The 22,215-nt window shown below is 73.7% G+C and carries 17 protein-coding genes; 6 read left to right on the forward strand and 11 right to left on the reverse strand.

The window, feature by feature from the left end; all coding sequences use genetic code 11:
- Positions 1-167: 167 nt before the first annotated feature.
- From ACIOGZ_RS31390 to ACIOGZ_RS31410, 5 genes are read right to left on the reverse strand one after another with little or no spacing between them, the layout of a single operon-like run.
- Positions 168-959 carry an amino acid ABC transporter ATP-binding protein gene (locus ACIOGZ_RS31390; protein WP_400806379.1) on the reverse strand — a complete coding sequence of 264 codons (792 nt, stop codon included), beginning with the start codon at positions 957-959 and terminating at the stop codon, positions 168-170.
- Entirely contained in the window at positions 956-2,053 is a 1,098-nt protein-coding gene (locus ACIOGZ_RS31395) for an amino acid ABC transporter permease (protein WP_400806382.1), read from the reverse strand. The genes ACIOGZ_RS31390 and ACIOGZ_RS31395 overlap by 4 nt, the downstream gene beginning before the upstream one ends.
- Positions 2,054-2,081: 28 nt before the next feature.
- Positions 2,082-3,032: an ABC transporter substrate-binding protein gene (locus ACIOGZ_RS31400; RefSeq protein ID WP_363581952.1), complete on the reverse strand. Its 951-nt coding sequence runs from the start codon at positions 3,030-3,032 to the stop codon at positions 2,082-2,084.
- A 10-nt stretch (positions 3,033-3,042) separates the two neighbouring features.
- Positions 3,043-3,555, reverse strand: a complete 513-nt coding sequence (locus ACIOGZ_RS31405; protein ID WP_400988552.1) for a GNAT family N-acetyltransferase — start codon at positions 3,553-3,555, stop codon at positions 3,043-3,045.
- Positions 3,552-4,712, reverse strand: a complete 1,161-nt coding sequence (locus tag ACIOGZ_RS31410; protein WP_400988554.1) for an LLM class flavin-dependent oxidoreductase — start codon at positions 4,710-4,712, stop codon at positions 3,552-3,554. Before ACIOGZ_RS31410 ends, ACIOGZ_RS31405 begins: the two co-directional genes overlap by 4 nt.
- 660 nt (positions 4,713-5,372) lie before the next feature.
- Between ACIOGZ_RS31410 and ACIOGZ_RS31415 the strand changes: the two genes are divergently transcribed.
- The 3 genes from ACIOGZ_RS31415 to ACIOGZ_RS31425 all read left to right on the forward strand — a co-directional run bounded on the left by ACIOGZ_RS31415 (position 5,373) and on the right by ACIOGZ_RS31425 (position 10,907).
- Positions 5,373-6,374 carry an amino acid ABC transporter permease gene (locus ACIOGZ_RS31415; RefSeq protein ID WP_400988556.1) on the forward strand — a complete coding sequence of 334 codons (1,002 nt, stop codon included), beginning with the start codon at positions 5,373-5,375 and terminating at the stop codon, positions 6,372-6,374.
- Complete coding sequence (locus ACIOGZ_RS31420) at positions 6,371-8,422, forward strand: FAD/NAD(P)-binding protein (protein WP_400806390.1); 2,052 nt, start codon at positions 6,371-6,373, stop codon at positions 8,420-8,422. Before ACIOGZ_RS31415 ends, ACIOGZ_RS31420 begins: the two co-directional genes overlap by 4 nt.
- Before the next feature lie 199 nt (positions 8,423-8,621).
- Entirely contained in the window at positions 8,622-10,907 is a 2,286-nt protein-coding gene (locus ACIOGZ_RS31425) for an FdhF/YdeP family oxidoreductase (RefSeq protein WP_363581943.1), read from the forward strand.
- A gap of 53 nt (positions 10,908-10,960) precedes the next feature.
- Here the strand turns inward: ACIOGZ_RS31425 and ACIOGZ_RS31430 are convergent, their stop codons facing one another.
- Positions 10,961-12,574 (reverse strand): NlpC/P60 family protein, encoded by a 1,614-nt coding sequence (locus ACIOGZ_RS31430; protein ID WP_400806393.1) that lies wholly within the window; start codon positions 12,572-12,574, stop codon positions 10,961-10,963.
- A gap of 333 nt (positions 12,575-12,907) precedes the next feature.
- Between ACIOGZ_RS31430 and ACIOGZ_RS31435 the strand changes: the two genes are divergently transcribed.
- Both ACIOGZ_RS31435 and ACIOGZ_RS31440 read left to right on the forward strand, forming a co-directional pair.
- Positions 12,908-14,092 carry an inorganic phosphate transporter gene (locus tag ACIOGZ_RS31435; RefSeq protein WP_363581939.1) on the forward strand — a complete coding sequence of 395 codons (1,185 nt, stop codon included), beginning with the start codon at positions 12,908-12,910 and terminating at the stop codon, positions 14,090-14,092.
- A gap of 26 nt (positions 14,093-14,118) precedes the next feature.
- Positions 14,119-14,367: a hypothetical protein gene (locus ACIOGZ_RS31440; protein ID WP_063347835.1), complete on the forward strand. Its 249-nt coding sequence runs from the start codon at positions 14,119-14,121 to the stop codon at positions 14,365-14,367.
- Positions 14,368-14,468: 101 nt separating this feature from the next.
- Here the strand turns inward: ACIOGZ_RS31440 and ACIOGZ_RS31445 are convergent, their stop codons facing one another.
- Both ACIOGZ_RS31445 and ACIOGZ_RS31450 read right to left on the reverse strand, forming a co-directional pair.
- Positions 14,469-16,016: an MDR family MFS transporter gene (locus tag ACIOGZ_RS31445; RefSeq protein ID WP_063347836.1), complete on the reverse strand. Its 1,548-nt coding sequence runs from the start codon at positions 16,014-16,016 to the stop codon at positions 14,469-14,471.
- A gap of 197 nt (positions 16,017-16,213) precedes the next feature.
- Positions 16,214-16,663 carry a MarR family transcriptional regulator gene (locus ACIOGZ_RS31450; protein WP_363581937.1) on the reverse strand — a complete coding sequence of 150 codons (450 nt, stop codon included), beginning with the start codon at positions 16,661-16,663 and terminating at the stop codon, positions 16,214-16,216.
- 112 nt (positions 16,664-16,775) lie between these two features.
- On the opposite strand from ACIOGZ_RS31450, the gene ACIOGZ_RS31455 reads away from it, so the two are divergent.
- Positions 16,776-17,828 carry an ABC transporter permease gene (locus ACIOGZ_RS31455; RefSeq protein ID WP_363581935.1) on the forward strand — a complete coding sequence of 351 codons (1,053 nt, stop codon included), beginning with the start codon at positions 16,776-16,778 and terminating at the stop codon, positions 17,826-17,828.
- Between the two features lie 69 nt (positions 17,829-17,897).
- Here ACIOGZ_RS31455 and ACIOGZ_RS31460 read toward each other — a convergent pair whose 3' ends face one another.
- The 3 genes from ACIOGZ_RS31460 to lon form a co-directional block, all read right to left on the reverse strand.
- Positions 17,898-19,118 carry an ROK family transcriptional regulator gene (locus ACIOGZ_RS31460; RefSeq protein WP_363581933.1) on the reverse strand — a complete coding sequence of 407 codons (1,221 nt, stop codon included), beginning with the start codon at positions 19,116-19,118 and terminating at the stop codon, positions 17,898-17,900.
- Positions 19,119-19,136: 18 nt separating this feature from the next.
- Positions 19,137-19,679 (reverse strand): GtrA family protein, encoded by a 543-nt coding sequence (locus tag ACIOGZ_RS31465; protein WP_363581931.1) that lies wholly within the window; start codon positions 19,677-19,679, stop codon positions 19,137-19,139.
- A gap of 91 nt (positions 19,680-19,770) precedes the next feature.
- Complete coding sequence (gene lon, locus ACIOGZ_RS31470; protein WP_363581929.1) at positions 19,771-22,167, reverse strand: endopeptidase La; 2,397 nt, start codon at positions 22,165-22,167, stop codon at positions 19,771-19,773.
- Positions 22,168-22,215 lie beyond the last annotated feature (48 nt).

The raw sequence follows: 22,215 nt of genomic DNA on the forward strand, positions 1-22,215 counted from the left end.
CGGTGAAGGGGGTTTCGGTGCGGCGGGGAGGGCTGGAGCACCTTGGCTCAGGACACCTCGGTTCAGGACACCTCGGTTCAGAGCACCTCGGTTCAGGACACCTCGGCTCAGGGCACCTCGGTTCAGGACACCTCGGCTCAGGGCACCTCGGTTCAGAGCACCTCGGCTCAGAGCACCTTGGCGAGGAAGGCCCGGGTGCGTTCGTGCCGGGGGCGGTCCAGGACTTCGGCCGGCGGACCCTGCTCGACCACCACGCCGCCGTCCATGAAGACGACGGTGTCGGCGACCTCGCGGGCGAAGCCGATCTCGTGGGTGACCACGATCATGGTGGTGCCGGTCCGGGCGAGGTCCTTGATGACGTCCAGCACCTCGCCGACCAGCTCCGGGTCGAGCGCCGAGGTGGGCTCGTCGAACAGCAGCACCTTCGGCTCCAGGGCCAGCGCCCGGGCGATCGCCACCCGCTGCTGCTGGCCGCCGGAGAGCTGCCGGGGGTACGCGGCGGCCTTGTCGGCCAGCCCGACCCGCTCCAGCAACGCCAGCGCCGTCGCCCTGGCCTCGGCCCTGGGGCGGCGCAGCGCGGCGATCGGCGCCTCGACCAGGTTCTCCAGCACGGTGAGGTGCGGGAACAGGTTGAAGTTCTGGAACACGAAGCCGATGTGGGTGCGCTGGCGCAGCACCTCGCGCTCCTTGAGCTCGTACAGCCGGTCGCCGGAGCGCCGGTAGCCGATCAGCTCGCCGTCGATGGCGACGTAGCCGCCGTCGAGCTTCTCCAGGTGGTTGATCGCGCGCAGCAGCGTGGACTTGCCGGAGCCGGACGGGCCGAGCACCACGGTGACCGAGCCGACCGGGACGTCCAGGTCGACGCCGCGCAGCACCTCCAGTGGCCCGAAGCTCTTGTGCAGGCCGCGGACCTGCACCATCGGTGCGGCCGCCGGTTCGGTCCTGGTGAGCGTGGTCATCGACGTCCTCCGGTGGTGCGCGCGGTCGCTGCGCGAGTGGTCGGCGTGCGGGCGGTCGGCGTGCGGGCGGGCAGGCTCCGGACGAAGGCCCGGGCGCGCTGGAGCGGGGTGGGCGGCGGGGTGCGCTGCGCGCCGCGGGCGAAGTAGCGCTCGACGTAGTACTGGCCGATGGACAGCACCGTGGTCAGCAGCACGTACCAGACGGTGGCGACCATCAGCAGCGGCACCACCCGGCCGGTCCGGCCGTAGACCACCTGGGCCTGGTAGAAGAGCTCGCCGATGGCCATCACGTAGACCACCGAGGTGCCCTTGAGCAGTGAGATCACCTCGTTGGCGGCGGCCGGCAGGATGCCGCGCATCGCCTGCGGCAGCACGATCCGCCAGCCCTGGCGCCAGCGCGGGATGCCGAGCGCGGTGGCGGCCTCCCGTTGGCCGGCGTCCACCGCGATGACGCCGCCGCGGATGATCTCGGCGGCGAACGCGGCCTGGTGCAGCCCGAGGCCGAGCACGGCGGCGCCGAGCGCGCTCAGCACGCCGACCGTCTCGAAGTCCCCGAAGGTCGGGCCGAACGGGATGCCGATCCCGAACCGCTTGTAGAGGTACGACAGGTTGAACCAGAACACCAGCTGGACGATCAGCGGGATCGAGCGGAACACCCACACGTACGCCCAGGCGATGGACTGGAGGATCGCGCTGCGGGACAGCCGCATCGCGGCCACCACGGCGCCCAGCAGGAAGCCCAGCCCGGTGCCGTAGACGGTGAGTTCGAGGGTGCGGCCGACCGCCTGGACGATCGTGTCGGCGGTGAAGTAGACCCGGAAGGTGGCCCAGTCCCAGCCGGGATTGGTGGCCAGGCCGTGGGCGAACTGGGCGAGCACGACGAGGGCGGCGACCCCGATCCCCCAGCGCCAGGGGTGCCGGGCGGGGACGGCCCGCAGAGCGGCCAGTTCGTCGAGGTCCAGACGGGCGCCGGTGCCCGGACCGGGATCGGGTCCGGACGCCGGTGCCCGCTCGACCCGGGCCTGGGCCTGGGCCTGGGCCTCGGCTTGAGCCTCGGCTTGGGCCTGGGACGTCGCGGTGGTGCTGGCGGTCATCGGGGGGCTCCTTCGGCAGACCCGGGGATCACTGGTGTTCGGGCGGGCTGATCAGGGACTCCTTGATCGCCGATTCGGCGACCCCCCACTTCTTGAGGATCCGCTCGTACGTCCCGTCCTTGATCAGCTGGTTGACCGCCGCCTGGAAGGCCGGGGTGAGCTTCGAGCCCTTCTTGAACGCGAAGCCGACGTCCAGCCGGTGGAACTCGCCGAGGAAGCGCGTCCCGGAGGCCTCCTGCGCGGCCTGGTAGCGCAGGCCGTTGATGGTGGACATCAGGACGTCGACCCGGCCCTGCTGGAGGCCGGTGAGCACGGCCCCGGGGTCGCTGAACGCCCTGACCTCGTACGGCTTCTTCCCGGCGTCGGTGCAGGCGTTGCGCTTCGCGTTCAGCGTGGTCTCGAAGGTGGTGCCGGCGCCGGTGCCGATGGTCAGCCCGCAGAGCTGGAGCAGGTCGGTGACCGGCTGGACGGCCTGGTTGTCCTTGCGGACGGCGAAGCCCTGGCCGTCGTCGATGTAGGTGACGAAGTCGATGGTCTTCAACCGGGCCGTGGTGACCCCGAAGTTGCCGGTGCCGACGTCGAACTTGCCGCTGTCCAGGGCGGGCAGGATGGTCTCGAAGGCGGCCTCCTGGCGCTGCACGGTCAGCCCGAGCAGCCTGGCCACCGCATCGGTGAAGTCCACGTCGATCCCGGCCGGCTTCTTGGTGGCCTGGTCGGCGTAGAAGGCGGTGGGCGGCGAGCCGAAGGACGCGCCGAAGGTCAGCGTGCCGGCCTTGCGGACCTCCTCGGGCAGCAGCGCGGCGGCGGCGTCCGACTTCGCGAGACCGGAGACGACGTCCTGGGAGACGGCGGTGGCGGCGGGCCCGCTCGCCCCCGCCGGGCCCGCGATCTTCGGGTCCGAGCCGCACGCGGCCAGCGCCAGCACCGGCAGCAGGGCGGTGGCCGCGAGCAGGCGGCGGCGGACGGTGGTGCTTCTCACGGGGGGCCTTTCAGGGGGTCGGAGCCAGCACCGGCAGGTGCTTCTCGAAGGGAAGCGGGCCGATCGTCAGGGGATCGGCGGCGACGTCGAACAGCGGGGTGTAGCCGGACGCCAGGTAGAGGCCCCTGGCCTCGGGCTGGCGCGGACCGGTGGTGAGGTAGATCCGGGCGTAGCCGGCGGCGGCCGCCGTCCGCTCCAGCTCGGCCAGCACCCGACGGGCCAGGCCGCGGCGGCGGTGCGCGGAGTGCGTCCACATCCGCTTCAGCTCGGCGGTGCGCTCGTCGTACCGCTTGTACGCGCCGCCGGCGACCGGCTCGCCGTCCTCCAGCAGGAGCAGCAGGACGCCGTGCGGCTCGGCGAAGGCGTCCCGGGGGTAGCGGGTCATCTCCTGGTGCGCCTCGGGGCCGTAGCGGCTGACGTACTCGTGGGTGAGCTCGCGCAGCAGCGGTTCGACCAGCGGGTCGTCGATGGTGACCCGGCGGAACCCGGCCGCCGGGCCGACCCACCGGTCCGGAGCGCTCACGCCTGCACCGCGATCAGCTGGTGCCGGTCCCGCTCGGCGCGCTCGGCCGCCGCCGCGGCCTTGGCGGCGTCCCGCTTGGCGACCTCCTCGCGGACGATCGGGATGACGTGGCGGCCGAAGTCGATCGCGTCGTCGAGCAGGTGGTAGCCGCGGGCGGAGAGGATGTCCACGCCGAGGTCGTAGTAGTCGAGCAGCGCCTCCGCGACCGTCTCCGGGGTGCCGACCAAGGCGTTGGAGTTGCCGGCCCCGCCGGTGGCCGCGGCGGTCGGGGTCCACAGCGCGCGGTCGTAGCGCTCGCCGGCCTCGGCGATCTCGATCAGCCGCTGGGAGCCGGTGTTCTCGGGCGCTGCGGCGCCGAGCGGGCGGCCCCGGCGGACGAGTTCCCCGGACTCCCGGCGGGCCTTGATCGCGGCCACCGTCCGGTGCGCCTTCTCCCAGGCCAGTTCCTCGGTCGGCGCGATGATCGGCCGGAACGCCACCTGGATCCGCGGCACGTCGGTGCGCCCGGCGGCCCGGGCCGCCTCCTTCACCCGCTCGATCTGCTCGGCGGTGCGGGCCAGCGGCTCGCCCCACAGGCAGTAGACGTCCGCCTCGGCGCCGCCGGCCGCGTAGGCGGCGTCCGAGGAGCCGCCGAAGGAGACCCCGGGGCGCGGCTGCTGGACGGGGAAGACGTCGGAGACGAAGTCGTTGAAGCGGTAGTGGGCGCCCTCGTGGTCGAAGGGCTCCCGGCTGGTCCACGCCTTCTTGACGATGCCGATGTACTCGCGGGTGCGCTCGTAGCGCTCGTCCTTGGACAGGAAGTCGCCCTCGCGCTGCTGCTCGTGGTCGCTGCCGCCGGTGATGAAGTGGACGGTCAGCCGCCCGTCGCTGATCTGGTCCAGGGTCGCGAAGGTCTTGGCGGCGAAGGTCGGGTAGGAGACGTTCGGCCGGTGCGCCAGCAGGATCTGCAGCCGGTCCAGGTGCGAGGCGAGGAAGGCCGCCGCGGCCGCGGGTTCCGGGGAGCCGGCGCCGTACGCGAAGAGCACCCGGTCCCAGCCGTGGTCCTCGTGGGCCCGGGCCAGCCGCAGGGTGTAGTCGCGGTCGAAGGCCGCGGTGGAGCGGGGGGTGGTCTCCGAGCCGTCGCCGGTGGCGGCGATACCGAGGAATTCGACGGGCATGGCGGAACCTTTCGGGGTGAGCGGAGTCCGGTGGACTGCGGGTGGGCAGGCCGGAGCCGGCCGGGGCGGGGCGGCCGTGGACACGGGTGCGCGGCGGCCGCGCCGACGGTGGGGTCGGCGCGCGCGGCGGGAGGAGGTGGGAGGCAGGCGTGGACGAGGGAGTACTGCCGGAGTTCAGTGCGAGGTCGTCGGACGGCAGCGTGCGCCTGGGACGCCGTCAGCTGCGGACGGCTGGTCCCGGCCCGCGGCGGGGCAGACCGAGGGAGGGCTCCCCGCGGGAGATCAGGGCCGGACGGGCGGCCCGCTGCCGGGTCAGCCGCGACACGCCGCGGACCACACCCGACCGAAGTCGATGTGGTCGCGGGTGACCAGGGGCTGCTCGGCGTACATGGCCTCAAGTTGAACAGCCCGCCAAGTGGTCCGTCAACCACCCATCATTGCCGCTCTGTTGCGATCTCCTGTCGCCCTGCGACCGGTCCGCGCCGGGCCCCGGTCGGGACCCGGACCACCCTTGACAGCCGTCGATCGCGCATGCGTACGATCACGGCGGAGTGCAGTGCACAGCGCCGGCCGTGTTGAGGGACGCGGGCCGGTGCGACGGCCGTACGTGACCACACCCGTACCTCCCGCCCGCCCGCACCTCCGCCAGGAGCCGCCGCCATGGCCACCCCGCAGGACCTCCTCCCCGCCCGCTCCACCCCCGCCCCCGCGGGCGCCACCGCCCCCGACCGCCCCGACCGCCCCGACCGCCCCGGCCCGCCGCCCGACCCCGCCGCCCGGATCGTCGCCCGCCGCCGGCCCGGGCAGTGGGTCTGCGCCGGGATCGCGCTGCTGCTGGCCGCGATGGCCGTCAACTCCGTGGTGCGCAACAAGGCCTTCCAGTGGGACGTGGTCGCCGACTGGTTCACCGCCGGGTCGGTGCTCAACGGCCTCACCCTGACCCTCTGGCTCACCGCCGTCACCCTCGCCCTCGGCTTCGTCCTCGGCGCCGGCCTCGCCGTCATGCGAATGTCCGGCAACCCGGTGCTGCGCACCCTGGGTTGGGGCTACATCTGGATCTTCCGCTCCACCCCGCCGCTGGTGCAGCTGCTGTTCTTCTTCAACATCGGCGCGCTCTACCCGACCCTCGGCCTGGGCATCCCGTTCGGCCCCGAGTTCGTCACCGTCAAGACCGTCAACCTGATCGGCCCCACCCTCACCGCCGTCATCGGCCTCACCCTGCTGGAGACCGCGTACGCCGCCGAGGTGATCCGCGGCGGCATCCTGTCCGTCGACCGCGGCCAGCTGGAGGCCGCCTCGGCGCTCGGCCTCGGCCGGTGGCGGGTGCTGCGCCGGATCGTCGTCCCCCAGGCGATGCGCTCGATCGTGCCGACCGCCGGGAACATGCTGATCAGCGCGCTCAAGGGCACCAGCATCGTCAGCGTGCTGGCCGTCTCCGACCTGCTCTACTCGGTGCAGCTGGTCTACCTGCAGTCGTACCGGGTCATCCCGATGCTGGTGGTCGCCACCATCTGGTACCTGGTGGTCACCACCCTGCTGTCCGTCGGCCAGTACTACGTCGAGCGCCACTACGCCAAGGGCGCCACCCGGGACGGCCTGCCGCCCACCCCGCTCCAGCGGGCCCGGGCCGCCCTACGGCGGCTGCGGGAGGTGGCGGCATGAGTCTTCTGGTGATCGTCGGCGCGGGCCCGCGGGGCACCGGGCTGCTGGAGCGGATCGCCGCCAACGCGGCCGAACTCCTGCCCGCCGAACGGCCGTTGCACGTCCACCTGGTCGACCCGCACCCGCCCGGCGCGGGCCGGATCTGGCGCCACGAACAGTCCCCGCTGCTGCGGATGAACTCGATGGCCGAGGACGTCACCATGTTCACCGACGAGCGCTCGACCATCGACGGGCCGGTCCGCCCGGGCCCCTCGCTGGCCGAATGGGCGCTCCGGCGGCGGGAGTTCGCGCCCTACCGGGAGGTCGCCGACCCGGCCGTCCGGGCCGAACTGGACGCCCTCGCGCCCACCGACTTCCCCACCCGCCGGGCCCAGAGCGCCTACCTGGACTGGGCGTTCCGCCGCGCCGTCGCCGACCTGCCCCCGCACGTCACGGTCACCGTGCACCGGGACACCGTCCGGCGGATCGACGGCCCGCCCGACGGCCCGCAGACCGTCCACCTCACCGGCCGCACGCTCACCGCCGACCACGTCGCCCTCACCCTCGGCCACCTCGACTCCACCCCGCACCCCCGGTACGCCGCCGACGCCGACTTCGCCGCCCGGCACGGCCGCTTCCACCTCCCGCCCGCCTACTCCGCCGACGCCGACCTGGACGGCATCGTCCCCGGCGAGCACGTCGTGCTGCGCGGCCTCGGCCTGGCCTCCGTCGACCTGGTCGCCCTGCTCACCGAAGGGCGCGGCGGCCGCTTCGAGCCCACCGGGGACGGGCTGCGCTACCGCCCGTCCGGCCGCGAACCGGTGCTGCACCTCGGCTCCCGGCGCGGAGTCCCGTACCACTCCAAGACCGGCTACCGCCTCCAGGGGCCGCCCGCCCCGCTCCCCCGGTACTTCGACGCGACCGCCGTGGACACCGTCCTCGCCACCGGCGGTTCGCTCGAACTCCGGCGCGACTTCTGGCCGTTGATGGCCAAGGAGACCGCCTTCGGGCACTACCACGAGCTGTTCCACGCCCACCCCGAGCGCACCGCGCTGCCCTGGCCGGAGTTCCTGGCCCGGTTCGACCGGCACGACTGGTACTCCCCCGCCCTGGCCGCCCTGGTCGCCGAGGCCGTACCCGACCCGGCCGACCGGATCGACTTCGAACGGCTCGACCACCCGCTGGCCGGCCTCGAACTCGGCTCCGCCGAGGAGCTCCAGCAGCACCTGCGCGCCTACGTCACCGCCGACGCCGACCGCCGCGCCGACCCCGCGCACAGCGCCGACCTCGGTGCCTTCCTCGCCCTGCTCTCGCTGTTCGGCCAGCTCCCGCGCATCCTCGCGACCGGCCGGCTCACCGCCCGCTCGGTCGCCGAGGAGGTGGACGGGTGGTTCTTCGGCTACTTCAGCTACCTCGCCTCCGGCCCGCCCGGCTTCCGGCTGCGCCAGCTGCTCGCCCTCTCCGAGGCCGGGATCGTGCGCTTCCTGGGCGCGGGCGTCCGGGTCGAACGGGACGAGGCCACCGGCACCTGGCGGGCCGGCGGCGACACCGTGCCGGGCCACACCGTCGCCGCCACCGCCCTGGTCGAGGCGTACCTGCCCAAGCACCAGCTGACCCGCACCCTCGACCCGGTGCTACGCGAACTGCACCGCGCCGGGCGACTCGTGGAGGAGGTGGTCGCCGACGAGGACTACACCCACCGCTCCGGCCTGGTCACCATCGCCCCCGGCGACAGCCGGCTGCTCGACCCGGCCCTGGGCGGCGCCCCGCACCCCCGGCGCACCGCACTCGGCCCGCACACCAGCCTGCGCGCCGCCGCCGCCTTCGCCCGGCCCCGCACCAACTCCCCGGGATTCCGGCAGAACGACGCCGCCGCCCGCGCGCTGCTGCGGGCGCTGGCCGCGCTCCCGGCCGCCGCCCCGGGGCCCGTCGACGATCCCCCGCCCGCCCGCCGCCGCCAGGGCACCCGCCTCGCCGCGCTGTCGGCGGTCGCCGCCCCTGCTCCGCCGTGCGGTCAGCGCACCCCGCCACCGCCGCGCCCGCCCTCCGGCCGGACGAGGGGGGCCTGAGGGCGGGCCCCGGGGTGGGCCCGGCAGCGGGTTCCAGGGCCCACCCCGGCCTCTCCGACTCCACCGACGCCCGTTCGGCCCCCCTCCCCCCGCCTTCACCCGGATGGAAGGATGGGCCCTGAGCCCCCGCGACGAAGCGGCGGGCCCGACGGCCCCGGTGTCGCGGCCGCCGGACGAGCAGAGCCGAGGAGAAGCGGTCATGGCCAAGCAGGCCCCGCAGAGCGACCCGGCGCAGGACGCCCCCGAGGTGTCCGCGCCCCAGCACGCGGCGGCCGGGCTGCCCGCGGTCGGCCACAGCCTGCGGATGGCCGCCGAGCAGATGGGCCCCCTCCGCACCCTCGCCACGCTGCGCAAGGTCAACCAGCCGGACGGCTTCGACTGCCCCGGCTGCGCCTGGCCGGAGCCGGGGAAGACGCACACGGCGGAGTTCTGCGAGAACGGCGCCAAGGCCGTCGCCGAGGAGGCCACCGAGCGCCGGATCCGCGCCGAGTTCTTCGCCGCCCACCCGGTCGCCGAGCTGGCCGGGCGCTCCGGCTACTGGCTGGGCCAGCAGGGCCGCCTCACCCAGCCGATGCTGCTCGACGAGGGCGCCACCCATTACACGCCGGTCTCCTGGGACGACGCCTTCGCGCTGATCGCCGAGGAACTGCGCGCCCTGGACACCCCGGACGGCGCCGCCTTCTACACCTCCGGGCGGACCAGCAACGAGGCCGCCTTCGCGTACCAGCTGTTCGCCCGCCGGCTGGGCACCAACAACCTGCCGGACTGCTCCAACATGTGCCACGAGTCGTCCGGTTCGGCGCTCACCGAGACGCTCGGCGTCGGCAAGGGCAGCGTCAGCCTCAAGGACCTCTACCAGGCCGACCTGATCATCGTGGCCGGCCAGAACCCGGGCACCAACCACCCCCGGATGCTCTCCGCGCTGGAGCGCGCCAAGCGGGCCGGCGCCACCATCGTGAGCGTGAACCCGCTGCCGGAGGCCGGCCTGGAGCGCTTCAAGAACCCGCAGCACGCGCGCGGCCTGGTCGGCCACGGCACCAAGCTGACCGACCTGTTCCTACAGATCCGCCTCGGCGGGGACCTGGCGCTGTTCCGCGCGCTCAACCGGATGATCCTGGAGCAGGACGGCGTCGACCGCGCCTTCGTCACCGAACACTGCCACGGCTTCGAGGAGTTCGAGGCGCAGGCGGAAACGACCGACCGCGCCGAGGTGCTCGCCGCGACCGGCCTGCCGTGGGAGCAGATCGAGGAGCTCGGCCGGCTGGTGCTGGGCTCCCGGAAGATCATCGTCTGCTGGGCGATGGGCCTCACCCAGCACAAGCACGCCGTCCCGACCATCCGCGAGGTGGTCAACTTCCTGCTGCTGCGCGGCAACGTCGGCCGCCCGGGCGCCGGGGTCTGCCCGGTGCGCGGGCACAGCAACGTCCAGGGCGACCGGACGATGGGCATCTTCGAGCGGCCCTCGACGGCCTTCCTGGACGCGCTCGGCGAGGAGTTCGGCTTCGAGCCGCCGCGCGCGCACGGCCTCGACTCGGTGGACACCATCCGGGCGATGCGCGACGGCCGGGTCGGGGTGTTCTTCGCGATGGGCGGCAACTTCGTCGCGGCCACCCCGGACACCGACGTCACCGAGGCGGCGATGCGCCGCTGCCGGCTGACCGTGCACGTCTCCACCAAGCTCAACCGCTCGCACGTGGTCACCGGCGCCCGCGCACTGATCCTGCCCACCCTGGGCCGCACCGACCGGGACGTCACCGGCGCCGGCGCCCAGTTCGTCAGCGTCGAGGACTCGATGGGCCAGGTGCACTCCTCGCGCGGCGGCCTGCGCCCGCCCGCCCCCGGCCTGCTCTCCGAGACCGCGATCGTCTGCCGGCTGGCCCGCGCCGTCCTCGGCCCCGGGGACACCGTGCCGTGGGAGGACTTCGCCACCGACTACGACACCCTGCGGGACCGGATCGCCCGGGTCGTCCCCGGCTTCGAGGACTACAACGAGAAGGTCCGCCGCCCCGGCGGCTTCACCCTGCCGCACGGCCCGCGCGACTCCCGGACCTTCCCCACCGCGACCGGGAAGGCCAACTTCACCGTCAACCCGCTCACCGCCCCCGAGGTCCCGCCGGGCCGCCTGCTGTTGCAGACGCTGCGCTCGCACGACCAGTACAACACCACCGTCTACGGCCTGGACGACCGCTACCGGGGCATCAAGGGCGGCCGCCGGGTGGTCCTGGTCAACCCGGCCGACGCCGCCGAACTCGGCCTGGCCGAGGGCGACTTCGTCGACCTGGTGAGCGAGTGGCGGGACGGCGTCGAGCGGCGCGCCCCGCACTTCCGGGTGGTCCACTACCCGGTGGCCCGCGGCGGCGCGGCGGCCTACTACCCGGAGACCAACGTGCTCGTCCCGCTGGACTCCACCGCCGACATCAGCAACACGCCGACCTCCAAGGCCGTGGTCGTCCGCTTCGAGCCGGACACCGGCGCCCCGGCGTGACGCACGCGAAGGCCGCCCGGCGTCCGCGGACGCCGGGCGGCCTTCCTCATGACTCAGTTGGTGCCGAGCGGCAGTGTCGCGGTGGCGCTGCCCGGGGCCCCGGCGCTCGCCGAGCCGGTGGTGGTGGAGGCGGCGGTGCCGGTGGAACCCGGGGTGCCGGCGCCGGTCGGGATGGGCGTCGCCGGGCCCGTGCCGGTCGGCGCCGGGGTGCCCGTCCCGGTCGGGGCGGGCGTGCCGGTCCCGGTGCCGGTCCCGGTCGGCGTCGGGGTGGGCGTGCCGGGGGCGGTGGTGCCGGTGCCGGACGGCGTCCCCGGGTCGGTGGGCGTTCCGGTGCCGGACGGCGTGCCGGTGCCGGTGTCCGCGGGCGTGCCCGGGGTGGTGGACGGCGTGCCCGGGGTGGCCGGCGGGTCGGCGGGCGTGCCGGGGGCCGGGGCGGTCGGGACCTGGTTGGCCGGGCTGGGCGCGATCGGGGTGACGGTGTCCCAGCCGGCGGGCAGGTCGGGCACCTTCCAGCTGCCGCCGGCCTCGTCCGCCGCGCCGGACGGGTCGGGCCGCACCGCCCCGAGGATCGGCATCGAGCCGATCGGCGACACCTTGATGACGGCGCCCGGCCGAGGTGCCTGGACGACCAGCCCGCCGCCGATGTACATCGCGACGTGCGTGGCGCCCTCGAAGTAGATGACCAGGTCGCCGGGGCGGAGCTGGTTCAGCGCGATGTGCGGGAGCTGGGCCCACTGCTCCTGGCTGGTGCGCGGGATCGGCAGCCCGGCGTGCAGCCAGGCCTGCGAGGTGAGGCCCGAGCAGTCGTAGGAGTCCGGCCCCGCGCCGCCCCACAGGTACGGCTTGTTGAGCTGGGCGAGCGCGAAGGCGACGGCGGTGCGGCCGGCCGCCGACGGGGTGCGCTCGCCCTTGCCGAGGGCGCCGGAGGCGAGGAAGGCGAGCTGGGCCTCGTCGGCCTTGGCCTTCTCCAGCTTCTCCAGTTCGGTGCGCTGGGCGCCGGTGAGCGAGGAGACCAGCTGCTCGACGGAGGCGAGGTCGGTGGCGACCTTGGCCTTGGCGGCGTCCTGCTGGGTGACCAGCGTCTGGGAGGTCCTGAGCGCGTCCTCGGTCTGCTTCGTCAGGCCGGCGAGGGCCTCGCGGTCGGTCTTCAGCCGGTCCAGGAACTCGGACTGCGAGCGGCTGGCGGCGGTGAGCAGTTCCGCGATGGTGACGGCCTCGTACGGGTCCTTGGAGAGCAGCAGTTCGGCGTAGGCGGAGGCGGCGCCGTTGCGGTACTGGGCGGCGGCGAGCTGGGAGGCGATGTCGGTGCCGGCGTCGACCTGCTTCTGCTGGCGGTCCAGCCGGCCCTGGAGGTCGGTGAGCGCGGCCTGCTGCTCGGCGACCTTGGCGACGGCGCCGTTGTACTGCTCGGTGGCGGTCTCGGCGCTCTGGTAGAGCGTGTGCAGCTGGTCGAGCAGCGGGCCGAGGGTGGCCTTGGCGGCGGCGAGCGGGTCGTCGCCCGGGCTGGCCGCGGTGATCGAGGCGCCCGGATCGGGGGCGGCGTACGCGGCCTGCGCGGCGAGCGGGAGGGCGAGCGCGGCGGCCGCGAGGGCGGCTCCGCAACGCAGTGCCGCCCGCAGCCAGGGCCGTACGACTGCCGATTCAGTGCGCTGTGCAGCCCCGCCCATGGGTTGGTCCTCCCCGCCCCAGCCTGTCACCGGCGTCCCCGGATCCCGCAGATCCTCCCACGGGTTACTCACCGGAAACAGGGCGCATCCGGACTGGGAGGTTAATTCTCGGTTGATCTGTGAGACAGCTCTCAGCAAACCGGAGCGAACCGGGGCGAACTTCGCTAATGTCCAGCTCAGCGCGACCGCCGACACCCCTCCGAAAGCTTCCGGACACCACTGGGACACCAGCGGAACCACGATTCCCGGCTCAGTTCACCTTCCGTTTACCAAGCAGACCTACGGTCGCGACGACACCAACGTCCGTGCGACAACTACGACGATTGTTTGGGTATGGAACACATCTCGTTCCTGGTAGCCGTTGTGATCATCACGGCGCTCGCCTTCGACTTCACCAACGGGTTCCACGACACCGCCAACGCGATGGCCACCTCCATCGCGACGGGAGCCCTCAGGCCGAAGGTCGCGGTCACCATCGCGGCCGTCCTCAACTTCGCGGGCGCGTTCCTGTCCGTGAAGGTCGCCACCACCATCTCCGGCGGCATCGTCAACGAGAAGAGCGGCATCCACCCCGAGATCATCTTCGCCGCACTGGCGGGCGCGATCCTCTGGAACCTGCTGACCTGGCTGCGCGGCCTGCCGTCCAGTTCCTCGCACGCGCTGTACGGCGGCCTGATCGGCGCCACCGTGGTCGGCGTCGGCATGAACGGCGTCAACTTCGACACCGTCCTCTCCAAGATCCTGATCCCGGCGATCGCCTCCCCGCTGGTCGCCGGCCTGGCCTCCTGGGGCGCCACCAAGCTGGCCTACGCGATCACCCGCAAGGGCAACGAGGCCACCGCCACCAAGGGCTTCAAGACCGGCCAGATCTTCTCGTCCTCGCTGATCTCGCTCGCGCACGGCACCAACGACGCCCAGAAGACGATGGGCATCATCACCCTGACCCTGGTGTCGGTCGGCGCCCTGCCGCACGGCGCGCTGCCGCCCACCTGGGTGATCATCTCCGCGGGCGCCGCGATCGCGCTCGGCACCTACATGGGCGGCTGGCGGATCATCCGCTCGATGGGCAAGGGTCTCGCCGACATCAAGGCGCCGCAGGGCTTCGCCTCCGAGTCGGCCGCCGCGACCGTCATCCTGACCTCCTCGCACATGGGCTTCGGCCTCTCCACCACCCAGGTCTGCTCCGGCGGCATCATGGGCGCCGGCCTCGGCGGCCCGAAGGCCGAGCTGCGCTGGAGCCTGGTGCGCCGCATGGTCTACACCTGGGCGCTGACCCTGCCGGCCGCCGCGCTGGTCTCGGGCGGTGCCGCGCTGCTGGTCCGCCAGGGCACCTGGGGCATCGTCCTGGTGGGCGCCGTGCTGGTGGCCGGCTCCGGCGCGATGTGGCTGATCTCCCGCCGCCAGCCGATCAGCGCGGACAACGTCAACGACGTCAACGACGTCACCCCGGTGGAGATCCCCGCCACCGCCGCCCCCGCGAACACCCCCACCCCCGCCTCGACCACGGTCGCGGCCTGAGCGCCGCAGGCTGAGGAGCACCCGCCATGCACATCAAGTGGAACGCCCTGGCCCAGACCGCCGGTGCCAGCTTCGGCATCACCGTCGCCGTGGTCTCCGTCTTCGCGCTCGGCATCCTGGCCCTGTCCCGCCGCGAGGCCGCGCTGAGCGCCCGCGAGGGCGAGGCCGCCCAGGAGCCGGGCGGCGGCCGGCTGGCCCTGGCCGGCGCCTACGCCTGCTTCGGCCTCTGCGCCGCGGCCGTCGTCTACGGCCTGGTCCTGATCGCCGCGCCGTAGGCGCGGTCCGACGGTTCCCGCCGTCCGCGCGCGGGACGAACCGAACGGGCCGGGGAGTGTGATCCACACTCCCCGGCCCGTTCGCGCGTCCCCGCCCGGAGTCAGCCCTGCTGGCTGGTCTTCAGCGCGGTCTCCCGGATGAACAGCACCGTGACGAAGGCCAGCGCCGCGAACGGCGCGGCCCACAGGAAGACGGTGCCGACGCCGTGCCCGAACGCGTCCGTCACCAGCGGGACGATCGGGGCGGGCAGCTTGTGCAGGTCCGGGATGCCCCCGCCGCCGGCCGCGCTCGCGGCCGGGATGTGCGCGGCGGCCAGGTTCTCCGCGAGGTAGTGGGTCACCTTGCTGTTCATCAGCGCGCCGAGCGCGGAGACGCCCATCGCGCCGCCCATGGTGCGGAAGAAGGTCACCACGGAGCTGGCCGCGCCGAGCTCGTGGCGCGGCACCGTGTTCTGCACCGCGAGCACCAGGTTCTGGCTGGTCAGGCCGAGGCCGATGCCGGTGATCGCCATGTAGACGCAGAGCAGCTTGTAGTCGGTGTCGGCGCGGGCGGTGGCGAGCAGGCCGAAACCGATCGCGAGCAGCGCCGTGCCGGCGACCAGGTAGGCCTTCCACTTGCCGTACTTGGTGATCAGCCGGCCGGCGACGGTGGAGGCGAGCGCCAGGCCGAGGATCATCGGCAGGGTCATCAGGCCGGCCATGGTCGGGGACTTGGCGCGGGCCAGCTGGAAGTACTGGCTGAGGAAGGTGGTCGCGCCGTACATCCCGACGCCGACCAGCACGCTGGCCACCGCGGCCAGGGTGACGGTGCGGTACTTGAAGAGGTCCGGCGGGATGATCGGCTCGGCGGCGCGGCGCTCGATCACCACGGCCAGGGCGCCCAGCAGCAGGCCGCCGCCGACCATCGCGGCGGTCTGCCAGGACAGCCAGTCGTAGTTCGTGCCGGCCAGCGTGATCCAGATCATCAGCAGGCTGACGGCGCCGGTGATGACCAGCGCGCCCAGGTAGTCGATCTTCGCCTTGCGCTTGACCACCGGCAGCTTGAGGGTGCGCTGCACCACCAGGATCGCGGCCAGCGCGAACGGGATGCCGACGTAGAAGCACCAGCGCCAGCCCAGCCACGAGGTGTCCACGATGACGCCGCCGATCAGCGGTCCGCCGATGGTGGCCAGCGCGAAGACCGCGCCGAAGTAGCCGCTGTAACGGCCGCGTTCGCGCGGCGGGACCATCGCGGCCAGACAGATCTGGCCCAGTGCGACCACACCGCCGGCACCGATGCCCTGGAGGGCGCGGCAGGCGATCAGCTCGGCGGTGTTCTGGGAGAGGCCGGCCAGGGCGGAGGTGGCGATGTAGATCAGCAGGGCTATCTGGAGCAGCAGCTTCTTGCTGACGAGGTCGGAGAGCTTGCCCCAGATCGGGGTGGAGGCGGTCAGGGTCAGCAGGGCCGCGGTGATCACCCAGGTGTAGGCGGACTGGCCGCCGTGCAGGTCGGTGAGGATGTGCGGCAGGGCGTTGGAGACGACGGTCGACGAGAGCACGGCCACGAAGAGGCCGAGCAGCAGGCCGGACAGCGCCTCCATCACCTGCCGGTGGGTCATCGGTTGATCGTCGACGGCGGCTCCGACGGTCGCCTCGGCTGTGACGGTCATCTGGGTCCTTCGGCGGGAGGAGTGAGCGGGGGGCGGGGGTGCGCGGGCAGGGAAAATCGTTGCCTTACGCAACCATAGGCCCGATGGTTGACTAAGGCAACTTTCTTCAAGCCCAAGTAAAGGCCTCGCCCCAGCCGCCGCCCCGGGCCCGGCCCCAACCGCCGCGGACCGGCCCCGCCCCGGGGCCCGGCCACCGGTCACTCCGCCGGCGGATCCCCGATCACGTCGTTGAAGCGGTGCAGCAGCACCGCGAAGCGGTCCACGTCCTCCGGCGACCAGCTACCCAGCAGCTCCCGCACCCGCCGCATCCGGACGTCCCGGGCCGCCAGGTAGCGCCGCCGCCCGTCCTCGGTCAGCGAGACCAGCGCGGCCCGACGGTCCAGCGGATCCGTCTCCCGGGCCACCAGACCCAGCTCCTCCAGCGCCCGGATCTGCCGGCTCACCGTGGCCTTGCCGACCGCGAAGTGCACGCCGACGTCCGTCACCCGCACCCGCCCGGCCTGCTCGATGTAGCCGAGCATGCTGTAGGCCATCCCCTCCAGCTCGGGGTGCACCCGGCGTGAGAGCTCCGCCACTCGGGCCCGGCCCCGCCGGAACATCAGCGCGACCTCGCGCTCCACCGCCAGCAGGGATTCCTCGTCACTCACCGCGCCAGTATCCCGCAGCCGCGTTGGCCGGAACGCGGCGCGCGGGGTGCGACAAGCCAACTAGTTCATGGTATGAAGTATCCGTTTTCCCCCAATACACAAGGAGATGTGGATGGCCGCCCCGGGGCAGGGTTTCGTCGCTGAACTGAAGGGCGCGGTCACACCGCGTGCGGCACTGCTCGTGATCGGCGTGCTGCTGCTGCAGCTCGGCTTCATCACCTCGTACGTCGGGGCGCTGCACCACCCGGCCCCGCACGAGCTGTCGATCGCGGTGGTCGCCCCGCCGCAGGTCACCCCCAAGCTGGTCCAGGGGCTGGAATCCGTGCCGGACGACGCCGTCAAGGCCGTCACCGCCCCGGACGCCGAGACGGCCACCCAGCAGATCAAGGACCAGAAGATCTACGCCGCGCTGGTCGTGAACCCGACCGGCACCGAGGACACCCTGCTGGTCGGCGGCGCCCGCGGCACCTCCGCCGCCAAGGCCGCCGAGTCCATCACCACCGCGCTGGACAAGTCCCAGGGCCGCACCGTCAAGGTCGAGGACGTCGTGCCGCTCGCCAAGGGCGACACCAACGGCCTCTCCGCGTTCTACCTGGTCATCGGCTGGTGCGTCGGCGGCTACCTGGTCGCCTCGATCCTCGGCATCAGCGCCGGCTCCAAGCCCGCCAACGTCCACCGCCTGCTGATCCGCCTCGGCGTGCTGGCGCTGTACTCGGTCGGCGCCGGCCTCGGCGGCACGATCATCGCCGGACCGGTGCTGGACGCGCTGCCCGGCTCGATCCTGGCCCTGACCGGCATCGGCGCCCTGGTGGTGTTCACGGTCGGCGCGTTCACCATGGCGCTGCAGTGCCTGTTCGACGTCATCGGCATCGGCGTCGCGGTGCTGATCTTCGTGGTGCTGGGCAACCCGAGCGCCGGCGGCGTCTACCCGGCACCGATGATGCCGCCGTTCTGGCGGGCCATCGGCTCGCTGATCCCGAACGGCGCCGGGACCAGTGCCACCAAGTCGATCGCCTACTTCGGCTCCACCAACCTGGGCATGCCGATCGTGGTCCTGGTGGTCTGGGCGCTGATCGGCATCGGCGTCGCCTACCTGGCCGTGCTGCGCGGCCCGCGCTCCGGCGGCCGCGAGATCGTCGCCGCCGAGGCGTCCTCCGAGGCCTGATCCCCCGCGTTCCTCACCCGGAGCCCCCTGCCGCCCGGCCGGGGGCTCCGGTGCGTCCCGGGCCGGGAGTCAGCCGCCGGCGAACCGGCCCGGGTCCGCGACGACCGCCCGCACCACGCCCACCGCGGCGCCCAGCAGCGGCCCGCGCCGGCCCAGCCGGGACACCGTCAGCCGCTCGTCCGACCAGGGCCGCACCGTCACCCGGGCGGCCAGCTCGGCCCGCATCGCCGGCAGCAGCCAGGACGCCAGCCGGGCGTAGCCGCCGCCCAGCACCACCTCGGCCGGGTCCAGCAGGTTGACCGCCCCGGCGGCCGCGATGCCCAGCGCCGAACCGGCCCCGGCCAGCACCGCGAGGGCCGCCTCGTCCCCGGCCCCGGCCCGCCCGGCGAGCAGCGTCACCCAGTCGCCCCGCGCGCCCGCCGGCCCGGCCGCCCGCAGCACGGCCGCCTCCCCCGCGTACTGCTCCAGGCAGCCGTGCGCGCCGCAGGCGCAGCGGTGGCCGTCCGGGTGGACCGGTACGTGGCCGAACTCGCCCGCGTAGCCGCGCGCCCCGCGCAGCAGCCGCCCGCCGACCACGATCGCCGCGCCGACGCCGGCCTCGGCCGAGACGTACAGGAAGTCCTCCGGGCCGCCGCCCAGCCACCGTTCGGCCAGCCCGCCCAGGTTGGCCTCGTTGTCCGCCTCGACCGGCAGCTCGGCCAGTTCGGCCGCGCCGGCCGCGCGCAGCGCGGGGCGCAGTTCGGCCGCCAGCGGGACGTCCCGCCAGCCCAGGTTGGCGGCCCGCTGGAGCACCCCGCCGGAGGTGCCGACCAGCCCGGGGACGGCCAGGGTCAGCCCGGCCGGGCGCAGGCCCGACTCGGCGACGGCCGCGTGCAGCAGTTCGGCGAGGTCGGCCATGACCGCGGCGGGCCGGCGGCCCCGGTTGCGGACCTCGCGGCGGCGCCAGGTCCGGACCTCGCCGCTCAGGTCGACCACGCAGGCGCCGAGGTGCTCCACGCCGATCTCGGCGCCGAGGCCGCCGGGCCCGAGCGGGTTGAGCCCGAGCGCGGTGCCGGGGCGGCCGACCTTGCCGCTGGGCGCGGCCGGGCCCTCCTCGACGACCAGGCCGCCGGCGATCAGCTGCTCGGCGAGCGAGGAGACGGCGGCCCTGGTCAGGCCGGTCTCGGCGGCCACCTCGGCCCGGGATCGCGGGGCGCGCGCGATCACCCCGAGCACCAGGGCCAGGTTGGCCCGGCGCATCCCCTGCTGGCTGGCGGGCCCGCTCCGAACCGCGTCCGGTTCCCCGCGCATAACCCTCACCTCACGGCCTTATGGCGCATCCCGTGGCATCTCGGGTGCAGCGTAACCGGGTTCGTACCTAGGGTGCGCCCGTTCGGCGGGCCGGGTGAAGACCCACCGCTGCATCGCCCAGAAGCGGAACAGCATCGCGGCGAAGGTGCCGACGACCATCCCGCTGAGGAAGTCCGCGGTCTCCTGGGCGAACGGGCCGACGTACGGCTCGCGCAGGTCCAGGGCGTAGCGGGAGAGTGCCAGCGGCAGGTCGTTGACGGCGATCGCCATGGCGCTGACCAGGAAGAACAGCAGTGCCTCGCGCGGGTGCCCGGCCGTCCGGAAGGCCCAGCGACGGTTGAGCACGTAGGAGACGACGGTCGAGATCACGGTCGCGATCGTCAGCGCGACCACCGGCTTGCGCTCCAGCACGGTGAACTTCAGCTCGAAGTCGATCACCAGGGTGAGGGTGAAGCAGGCGCCGCCGACCAGCAGGAACTTCACCAGCCTGCGGTGCCGCACCAGGAACGGACGCAGCCGGGCCGGCACCCGGGCCAGGGCGCGCTGCGTGGGGGACGGCATCTCCGCAGTGTGGCACGCGCAGACGCCGTCCTCCCGTCGATCCTCCCGTCGATCCTCCCGTCGGTCCGCCCGTCGACCCGGCGCGGCCGGGTCAGGCCGCCGCGGCCAGGACCTTGGCCGGTTCCAGGGCCAGCTCCAGCACCTCCCGCACGTCCGCCACCGGGTGGACGGTGAGCCGCTCCAGCACCTCGGCCGGGACGTCGTCCAGGTCGGCCTCGTTGCGCTTGGGGATGATCACCGTGGTGACGCCGGCCCGGTCGGCGGCGAGCAGCTTCTGCTTCACCCCGCCGATCGGCAGCACCCGCCCGGTCAGCGACACCTCGCCGGTCATCGCCAGGTCGGTGCGCACCTTGCGGCCGGACAGCAGCGAGGCGAGCGCCGTGGTCATGGTGATGCCGGCGCTCGGCCCGTCCTTGGGGACGGCCCCGGCGGGGACGTGCAGGTGCACGCCGCGGTCGCGCAGCGAGGTGACCGGCAGCTCCAGTTCGGCGCCGCGCGAGCGCAGGTAGGAGAGCGCGATGTGCGCGGACTCCTTCATCACGTCGCCCAGTTGCCCGGTGAGGGTGAGTCCGGTGCCGCCGGTCTCGGCGTCGGCGAGCGAGGCCTCGATGTAGAGGACGTCGCCGCCGGCGCCGGTCACGGCGAGGCCGGTGGCCACGCCGGGGACGGCGGTGCGCCGCTCGGCCGGCGCCTGGGCGGCCTCCGGCACGTGGTGGGGCCGGCCGATCAGGGCGCGCAGCTCGTCCGGGCCGATCGCGGCGGGCAGTTCGCGCTCGCCGAGTTCGGCCTGGGCGGCGATCCTGCGCAGCACCCGGGCGATCGAGCGCTCCAGGTTCCGCACGCCGGCCTCCCGGGTGTACTCCCCGGCCAGTCGGCGCAGCGCCGCCTCGTCGACGCTGACCTGGTCGCCGCCCAGTCCGGCCTTCTCGCGCTGGCGCGGGAGCAGGTGGTCGCGGGCGATGACGACCTTCTCGTCCTCGGTGTAGCCGTCGAGGCGGACGAGCTCCATCCGGTCGAGCAGCGGCTCGGGGATGGCCTCCAGCACGTTGGCGGTGGCGAGGAAGACGACGTCCGAGAGGTCGAGCTCGACCTCCAGGTAGTGGTCCCGGAAGGTGTGGTTCTGCGCCGGGTCCAGCACCTCCAGCAGGGCGGCGGCCGGGTCGCCCCGGTAGTCGGAGCCGACCTTGTCGATCTCGTCGAGCAGGACGACCGGGTTCATCGAGCCGGCCTCCTTGATCGCCCGCACGAGCCGGCCGGGCTGCGCGCCGACGTAGGTGCGCCGGTGGCCGCGGATCTCGGCCTCGTCCCGGACGCCGCCGAGCGCGACCCGGACGAAGGTGCGGCCCATGGCGCGGGCCACCGACTCGCCGAGCGAGGTCTTGCCGACGCCGGGCGGGCCGACCAGCGCCAGCACCGCCCCTCCGCGCCGGCCGCCGACCAGCCCGAGCCCCTGGTCGGCCCGGCGCTTGCGCACCGCGAGGTACTCGACGATGCGGTCCTTCACGTCGGCCAGGCCGGCGTGGTCGGCGTCCAGCACGGCGCGGGCGCCGGCGATGTCGTACGCGTCCTCGGTGCGCTCGTTCCAGGGCAGCTCCAGGACGGTGTCCAGCCAGGTGCGGATCCAGGGGCCCTCGGGAGACTGCTCGGAGGCCCGCTCCAGCTTGTCGACCTCCTTGAGGGCCGCGTCGCGGACCTTCTCGGGCAGGTCGGCGGCCTCGACCCGGGCGCGGTAGTCGCCCTCCTCGTCGGCCGGGTCGCCGTTGAGCTCGGCCAGTTCCTTGCGGACGGCCTCCAGCTGGCGGCGGAGCAGGAACTCCTTCTGCTGCTTGGCCACGCCCTCCTCGACGTCCTTGCGGATGGTGTCGTTGACCTCCTCCTCGGCGAGGTGGTCGCGCAGCAGGGTCAGCGCGTACTCCAGGCGGGCGACCTGGTCGGCCTCCAGCAGCACCTTGAGCTTCTGCTCGGCGGTGGCGAAGGGCGCGTAGCCGATGTTGTCGGCGAGCTCGCCGACGCCCTCGATCTGGGCCACCCGGTCGACGATCTGCCAGGCGCCGCGCCTGCGCAGCCACTGGGTGGACAGCGCCTTGTACTCCTTGACCAGCTCGGCGGCCCGGCCGGCCACCGGGGTGTCCACCGAGGACTCCCGGAAGGGCGTGGTCTCCACCCAGAGGGCGGCGCCGGGGCCGGTGGTGCCGGCCCCGATGCGGACCCGGCGCACGGCGCGCACCAGCGCGGCCGGCTCCCCGTCGGCCAGTCGGCCGACCTGTTCGACGGTGGCCAGGGTGCCGACCGCCGCGTACGAGCCGTCCACCCGCGGGACCAGCAGGACCTGCGGCTTGCCGGTGCCGGTGGCCGCCGCGCGGGCGGCCTCGACCGCGGCGCGCACCTCGGTGTCCTTGAGGTCCAGCGGGACGACCATGCCCGGCAGGACGACCTCGTCGTCGAGCGGCAGCACGGGCAGGGTGAGCGGTGTGGACGTCGATGCCATGATCTCTCCCCAGTCAGTGAAGTTGAGTCGACCTGACTAAGGCCTGGC

It is taken from the genome of Kitasatospora sp. NPDC088160 (genome assembly GCF_044741445.1).
GTDB lineage: Bacteria > Actinomycetota > Actinomycetes > Streptomycetales > Streptomycetaceae > Kitasatospora.

What these genes read in the sequence shown, in the direction of transcription:
- ACIOGZ_RS31390 (WP_400806379.1), bottom strand. Translation starts at nt 959, where the DNA reads ATGACCACGCTCACCAGGACCGAACCGGCGGCCGCACCGATGGTGCAG.
- ACIOGZ_RS31395 (WP_400806382.1), bottom strand. Translation starts at nt 2,053, where the DNA reads ATGACCGCCAGCACCACCGCGACGTCCCAGGCCCAAGCCGAGGCTCAA.
- ACIOGZ_RS31410 (WP_400988554.1), bottom strand. Translation starts at nt 4,712, where the DNA reads ATGCCCGTCGAATTCCTCGGTATCGCCGCCACCGGCGACGGCTCGGAG.
- ACIOGZ_RS31415 (WP_400988556.1), top strand. Translation starts at nt 5,373, where the DNA reads ATGGCCACCCCGCAGGACCTCCTCCCCGCCCGCTCCACCCCCGCCCCC.
- ACIOGZ_RS31420 (WP_400806390.1), top strand. Translation starts at nt 6,371, where the DNA reads ATGAGTCTTCTGGTGATCGTCGGCGCGGGCCCGCGGGGCACCGGGCTG.
- ACIOGZ_RS31425 (WP_363581943.1), top strand. Translation starts at nt 8,622, where the DNA reads ATGGCCAAGCAGGCCCCGCAGAGCGACCCGGCGCAGGACGCCCCCGAG.
- ACIOGZ_RS31430 (WP_400806393.1), bottom strand. Translation starts at nt 12,574, where the DNA reads ATGGGCGGGGCTGCACAGCGCACTGAATCGGCAGTCGTACGGCCCTGG.
- ACIOGZ_RS31435 (WP_363581939.1), top strand. Translation starts at nt 12,908, where the DNA reads ATGGAACACATCTCGTTCCTGGTAGCCGTTGTGATCATCACGGCGCTC.
- ACIOGZ_RS31440 (WP_063347835.1), top strand. Translation starts at nt 14,119, where the DNA reads ATGCACATCAAGTGGAACGCCCTGGCCCAGACCGCCGGTGCCAGCTTC.
- ACIOGZ_RS31445 (WP_063347836.1), bottom strand. Translation starts at nt 16,016, where the DNA reads ATGACCGTCACAGCCGAGGCGACCGTCGGAGCCGCCGTCGACGATCAA.
- ACIOGZ_RS31455 (WP_363581935.1), top strand. Translation starts at nt 16,776, where the DNA reads ATGGCCGCCCCGGGGCAGGGTTTCGTCGCTGAACTGAAGGGCGCGGTC.
- ACIOGZ_RS31460 (WP_363581933.1), bottom strand. Translation starts at nt 19,118, where the DNA reads ATGCGCGGGGAACCGGACGCGGTTCGGAGCGGGCCCGCCAGCCAGCAG.
- ACIOGZ_RS31465 (WP_363581931.1), bottom strand. Translation starts at nt 19,679, where the DNA reads ATGCCGTCCCCCACGCAGCGCGCCCTGGCCCGGGTGCCGGCCCGGCTG.
- lon (WP_363581929.1), bottom strand. Translation starts at nt 22,167, where the DNA reads ATGGCATCGACGTCCACACCGCTCACCCTGCCCGTGCTGCCGCTCGAC.